This window comes from Pseudomonadota bacterium (genome assembly GCA_026388255.1).
Taxonomy (GTDB): Bacteria; Desulfobacterota; Syntrophorhabdia; order Syntrophorhabdales; family Syntrophorhabdaceae; genus JAPLKB01.
This window is the reverse complement of the sequence record JAPLKC010000045.1, coordinates 21,759-28,324: the sequence shown is the minus strand read 5'-3', so window position 1 is coordinate 28,324 and position 6,566 is coordinate 21,759. Positions and strand designations below refer to the sequence as shown.

At 45.2% G+C, this 6,566-nt stretch carries 6 protein-coding genes; 2 read left to right on the top strand and 4 right to left on the bottom strand.

Going from position 1 to position 6,566, the window contains the following annotated elements:
- The first annotated feature begins 79 nt into the window (after positions 1–79).
- The gene (gene kdpC, locus NT178_06615) at positions 80–664 is read left to right on the top strand and encodes a K(+)-transporting ATPase subunit C (GenBank protein MCX5812201.1); all 585 of its coding nucleotides are present in this window, start codon (positions 80–82) and stop codon (positions 662–664) included.
- Positions 665–752: 88 nt separating this feature from the next.
- Positions 753–2,441: a PTS sugar transporter subunit IIA gene (locus NT178_06610; GenBank protein MCX5812200.1), complete on the top strand. Its 1,689-nt coding sequence runs from the start codon at positions 753–755 to the stop codon at positions 2,439–2,441.
- Between the two features lie 286 nt (positions 2,442–2,727).
- Here the strand turns inward: NT178_06610 and NT178_06605 are convergent, their stop codons facing one another.
- From NT178_06605 to NT178_06590, 4 genes are all read right to left on the bottom strand, one after another.
- Positions 2,728–4,308, bottom strand: coding sequence for a sodium:solute symporter family protein (locus NT178_06605; protein ID MCX5812199.1), 1,581 nt, complete (start codon positions 4,306–4,308; stop codon positions 2,728–2,730).
- A 4-nt stretch (positions 4,309–4,312) separates the two neighbouring features.
- Positions 4,313–4,513, bottom strand: a complete 201-nt coding sequence (locus NT178_06600; GenBank protein ID MCX5812198.1) for a hypothetical protein — start codon at positions 4,511–4,513, stop codon at positions 4,313–4,315.
- Between the two features lie 49 nt (positions 4,514–4,562).
- On the bottom strand, positions 4,563–4,799 hold the full coding sequence (locus NT178_06595) for a hypothetical protein (protein MCX5812197.1): 237 nt from the start codon (positions 4,797–4,799) through the stop codon (positions 4,563–4,565).
- Between the two features lie 105 nt (positions 4,800–4,904).
- Entirely contained in the window at positions 4,905–6,266 is a 1,362-nt protein-coding gene (locus tag NT178_06590) for a TrpB-like pyridoxal phosphate-dependent enzyme (GenBank protein ID MCX5812196.1), read from the bottom strand.
- Positions 6,267–6,566 lie beyond the last annotated feature (300 nt).

The window sequence follows — 6,566 nt, the reverse complement described above, 5'->3', positions numbered from 1 at the left end:
ACCTTTTCCAGGCATAAAACTGGTCGACATTATCATAAACGCACTTCATCTTATATAGGATGAGGAGGAGAAAAGGAACATGAAAAACTTACTCATTGAGCTTCGCATCTCTTTAATCGCTACAGCATCCCTTGCTGTTCTTCTGTGCGTGATTTATCCTCTGCTGGTATGGCTTTTGGGCCAGGGCATTTTCCCGGCAAAGGCCAACGGTTCCCTGGTCATGCAAGAAGGCAAGATTGCCGGGTCAAGCCTTATTTCGCAGGGGTTTGCAGGTCCTAAATATTTTCACCCCCGTCCGTCCTTAGCAGGCCAGGGCCATGATCCCGCCAACTCAGGCGGAAGCAATCTTGGACCAACCTCGCAAAAACTTATAGACGCAACAAAGCAACGGGTCATCGATTATCGCTCTGAAAACGGCCTGGGTATTGACAGCCTCGTCCCTGCCGATGCCGTCACTGCATCGGCAAGTGGCCTTGACCCTCATGTCAGCCTAAAAAATGCCCTGCTGCAGGCAACTCGCATAGCAAAAACACGTGGCCTGAGCACTAACAGCGTTCTCAAAGAGATTGAAAAACACACCGAAGGTCGTGATCTTGGAATACTCGGTGAATCGAGGGTAAATGTACTCATGCTGAATATGGGACTTGATAAAATTTTGAAATAACGAATGAACTGTTTAAGCCGTTCAAGTTGTTTAAGCCATTTGAACTGTTTGAGCTGTTTTATATGGCGGTAAAGGAGATACATAAGCAATGACTGAAGACAGAGCTACATCTTTTCTCAGACTAATCCGACGCTCCCAACGGGGAAGGCTGAAGGTTTATCTCGGCTATTGCGCTGGAGTCGGGAAAACCTGTCAAATGCTTCAGGAAGGCCAGCGGCTCAAAGCAGACGGCATTGATGTCGTTATCGGACTTCTTGAAACACACGGCCGCGCAGAAACGGCCAAAATTGCCGAAGGGTTGGAATCTGTACCAAGACGAAAACAGGAATATCGGGGAATTATCGTTGAAGACATGGACTCCGACGCGATCCTAGCCCGCAAACCACAGGTTGTCCTCATTGATGAACTTGCCCATACAAATGTACCGGGAAGCAGAAACCCGAAAAGGTATCAGGATGTTCAGGACATCCTTGCTGAAGGTATCCATGTCATTACAACAATGAATCTTCAACATCTGGAAAGCCTCTACAATATTGTTGAAAAGGCTGTTGGGGTAAAGGTCAGGGAACGCTTACCCGATTCAGTTCTTGCCGAGGCGGATCAGATCGTTGATGTTGACCTCACTGCCGAAGACTTGAGAAGGCGTCTTGAAGAAGGCAAGATATATCCTGTTGACCGCGTTCAGACAGCTCTAACAAATTTCTTCACCTTTTCGAATCTTGAAAAGCTCCGGGAACTCACCCTTCGAGAACTCGCATCTCAGATAGATTTGAGGAGACGGGAGGTTTCTGAAGACGATGTCCCCTCGATGCCCGACCAAATCATGGTCTGCCTCAGTTCACGCGGACCGAACACCGAAAAACTGCTGCGCTATACTTCACGTCTGGCAGGAAAATTCAATCGAAACTGGTATGCCGTTTACGTTCAGACGCCCTCCGAGGAAGCCATTGCCATTGATGTCCAGGTTCAGCTCTACATCTCCGAAACATTAACCCTGGCCAAACAGCTTGGCGCAATGGTCTTTACCTACAAAGGGGAAGATATTGCAGACACCATCCTGAGGTTTGCCAGGGAATATCGGGTTGGCCATATTGTCATCGGAAGATCAATACCGAAACCTTTTTGGAAGAGGTTCGGCAAAAATAGAAATATTCTGAATAATCTCATTAAAAATGCAGGAAGAACTACAGTGATCATTCTCGATACCAGTGAGGAAGAAATTTTTACCGTCAAACCGCAGGGAGTATCACCGGAAGAAATGGCGCCTGTAGCAGTATTACCGGAAGATATTTCTCAGCCTTTACTTAGGCCGGTGTTGAGCCAATTACTTTCGCTCCAACGTATTGTAATATGGGATCATCCTGTTCAAAAAGAAGTTGTTTTAAAGGCACTTATAACGGCTATTATAAATGAAAATATGGTAGGTAATGCCGATATGTTGTTCTTTGAAGTAATGAAACGCGAAGAACAAGGCTCAACTTTTTTCAATGAAGGGGTTGCTTTTCCTCACGTGCGAATTCCTGGTCTTGAGGTCCCTGTTGTGGCTCTTAGTCTGACAAGACAAGGTATAATAGATGTGGCCACCGAGAAACCCATTGAAATCATATTCTTGATTTTTTCACCTGCTCAAGTTCCTGAAATTCAGGTACAAGTTTTGGGGCTTGCCAGTCGTGCATCTCAAAGCAGGCGTCTTCTCCAGAATCTCAGGTCTGTTCGAACTCCCGAAGAAGCAATGGCTGCGATCCGTAACTGGGAAACACAGAACGAACAGTTTTAAATAGTTTTAAAATTCATAGTGTGCTCATTTCCTTATCTTGTACATTTCAATATTTCCCGTTGCTTAGAACAGGCAACAAAATATTATTCCAGTTATATCGGATGGGAAAGAAGGAAGCTTCAATCAATTATCAAATTACCAGTTGAAATGTGGTATGTTCAAGATAATTTACAAACACTCAACAACAGGAAGGAGGGGGGGGGCATTATACCTCAGGCAGAAACCACGCAGTGAGCACTCAAGGCAGCGACTGCGCAGCCTGATTTATGGTATCTGCAAGAAACCATCAAATGTGCCTGAAGGATTTTCGTATTATTTCTTCTTTTATCGGTGATGTAAAAAAAGAAACCGCGAAAAAAACTGCAAAAGATACAGGCAGGGCAATTACCTGTGGGTCTATCATCTTCCATGGGTGGCCGAGCAAGGAATCGCTACCGGATATGAATTTACATAACCCTATCGCCTTTGATTCGTTTTCGTGGACAAACAACATCCACAAAAGCGAGATAAAAAAACCGCACAAAATGCTTGCCTTTGCACCGGTCTTTGTTCCGCCTCTCCAGTAAAGGGCAAACAGATACGATGGGATGAACGTAGCACCGCAGAGACTGAAGAAAAATGCAGTAGCTATGGCAATAATGCTCTCCGGCAGTATTAGTCCGAATATAAGGGTTGCAAAAATGCCGAATACAATACCTATCCTTGTCACAACGGTGGTTTCTATTACGGATTTGCCCTTGAGCAGTGCCTGCTCGAATATGTCCCTGCTCAACGATGTGCCGAGTGTATGAAACTGGCTGCTATTGGCGCTCATCGCTACTGCCATGAGCCCAACGAGAAATACGGCAACAAACCACTGTGGATAGAACCGGTCAATATAAAGAGGTATGATTTTATCAATATTGCCCTGAACAGCCTGTATGGAAAGCTCTGCATACTTGTTATAAAAAACAACATTTGTGAGCGCTCCGACCGCAAAGGCTATGCCGCTTGTCAGAAGGATAAAAATGGCGGTAAAGGGAATCGACCTGTTCAACTCCCTGTCGGATTTGAGGGTCATAAACCTTACGTTAAGCTGCGGCTGCCCGATTACCCCGATGCCCACTCCCATGACCATTGTTGTAATGATAAACCACCAGAGTGATGATCCAGTCTCCGGCATTGAGGTAAAGCCTCTGTGGCCTATTTCCTCCAGATATGGAGGGACAAGAAGCGTTAATTCGGTAAGTGCTTTGTGGGCGTTTATAATACCTCCGGAAAAAGAGTATGTGGAGATGCCGATTACAAGCATAACGGCTATTATGATGATACCCTGAAACGCGGAGGTATATAAAACGCCTTTGAGACCACCCCATATAACATAGCAGGCATTGATCAGGAGAAATCCGAGAAGGGCTGTTGCAAAGGGAATATTTATATATACTTCTATAAACCTTGCGATGCCTATCAGGATAGCCGCTGAATATACAGGCATAAAGAGAAGAATAACAAGTCCCGAGAACCCCTGGACAAATCTCGAATCGTATCTTCTCCCAAGAAGTTCCGGAAAAGTATGCGCATCGAGGGCTTTACCCATTTTCCGCGTCCTTTTCCCGAAAATAGCAAAGGCTATCCATACCCCTACCATAATATTCAGAAACGCCAGCCATGAAAGGCTGAAACCATAAAGGGCACTGATGCCGCCAAAGCCGATTATTGCCGATGTACTGACGTAGGTTGAGCCATAGCTTAAAGCCATTGTGACAGGATGAACCTGTCTTCCGGCAAGCAGGTAGTCGGAAACGGTTGTGGTCCGCCTGTACCCGAGATAGCTCAGATAAACAGTTATTGCAAGGTAGATAACGATGAATGTGATAAGGTAAAACATATTGTTATGGAAGCTTTTCGATCAATTCGATTTCCTCTTTTTCCCACTTGATCTCTTCCCTGTAATCTCCGTCTTTTTCTTCTACGCCCTTGTGCCAGTTGATGATGCCGTATACAATACAAAATATTGCGGCGATTATAGTCAGTGAATATCCTGCAAATATCCAGAAATCGGGAAAACCGAGCATGACATTATCTGATAACACGGAGATTTTTCAGTTGTCAAGGGCTAAATGTCTCCAAGCTTAACCCCCCCTAAGTAACTGATCCTTTAATATGAGCAGATTCGATTATTCGCTCAATTTTTGATTTCGGCAAATTGCTAAAAGCCTTCTTCAGATCATTGGGTGTAAAGTTTTCTTTTAAAAAAACGTGAATATCTATTCTGTTTTCCCAACACCCGATGGTATTTCTGCACGGCAGCCCATCATTCACGGATATACAATAAGTGATATCAATAACCATACCAAGTTGTGTACAGTAAATTTCCATAATAAACCTCCAGGCGAATCGGCTTATAGCTCATGAATCATTGCTGAGGGCAGAGAGCTACAAGCAGATAATCTTTGCTCCGTGCTCTCTACCCTCTGTGTTCCTTTATATCGGCTTAGGATACTTCTCCAGTTCTTTGATTAGCTTCCCGATCTCATCATCCGGCATGGCATAATCCACAAGCTTCCCGGACAAATATGCATCATATGATGAAAGGTCAATAATACCATGACCGCTCCAGTTCATTAGTATTACCTTTTCTTTTCCTTCTTCTTTAGCCTTCTTCGCCTCATCAATCACACATGCTATGGCATGGTTTGTCTCCGGTGCAGGGATAAAGCCTTCTGTCCTCGCAAACATGAGACCTGCGGCAAAGGTTTCCAATTGAGAATAGGCCCTTGCTTCTATAAGCCCGTCCATGAGCAGTCTGCTGACAAGTGGAGCCATTCCGTGATACCGTAGTCCTCCGGCATGAATCGGTGCAGGAACAAAATCGTGGCCGATGGAATACATAGGTAGAAGCGGCGTTGTCTGGGCGGTATCGCCAAAATCATACACATAGGGTCCTTTTGTCATAGTCGGACATGAAGTCGGTTCTGATGCAATAATCTTTACTTCCTTACCATGAATCTTATCCCTTATAAAAGGAAAAGATATGCCTGCAAAATTGCTCCCGCCGCCTGCACAACCAATCACCATATCGGGATACTCCCCAACCATGGCAAGCTGCTTCTGTGCCTCAAGACCTATGATGGTTTGATGCATCATTACATGATTAAGTACGCTGCCGAGTGAGTATTTTGAGTTCTCTGTTGTCACAGCATCTTCTATGGCTTCGCTTATAGCAATGCCAAGGCTGCCGGGATGCTCTGCATTCTGTTCAAAATATTTCCGGCCTGCATTTGTATCAGGGCTTGGGCTTGGCACGCACTTCGCGCCCCATGTTTCCATCATAATTTTTCTGTATGGCTTCTGGTTGAAACTCACCCTGACCATGTAAACTTTCAGTTCAAGGCCGAACTGGTTGCATGCAAAGGCAAGTGCACTCCCCCATTGCCCTGCACCGGTCTCTGTTGTGAGCCTCTTTGTGCCGAAGATCTTGTTGTAGTATGCCTGTGCAATAGCCGTATTCGGCTTGTGGCTCCCCGGAGGGCTTACGCCCTCGTTCTTGAAATAGATATGAGCCGGTGTTCCGAGAAACTTCTCTAAGTTATGCGCCCTGTAAAGGGGGGTCGGCCGCCACATAAGAAGTTTTTCTATTATTTCATCCGGAATATCAATCCACCTTTCAGTGCTTACTTCCTGCTCAATCAGGTTCATGGGGAAGATGGGTGTAAGCATATCAGGCGTAATGGGTTCCCCTGTCGCAGGATTTAAAGGCGGGGGTAGGGGGTTAGGCAAATCTGCCTGAATGTTGTACCATGCCCTTGGCATGTCCTGTTCGCTTAAAATAGTTTTTCTGTTCATAATGCTCCTCCTTTTTTTTAGTAGTCGCAGGTTTTAGCCTGCGCGAAAAATATCCGCCATTCATCACAGCTCACAGAGCGGGACATCTGGCTTTTTACGTAAATAAAAAGGCCATGGTCTCAATCAAATCCCATGGCCTTTTGAAACAAAAAAGCCACGGACGGTGTGAATCCGCCCGTGGCCGGTTATTACGGTTTCACACCTACATTGCCTGCCACCACCATATCCATTGAATTTTCACGGTATCTTTCTTCATAGTGTTTATTTATTAGCACAGAGATAATTTCATGTCAAGATTTA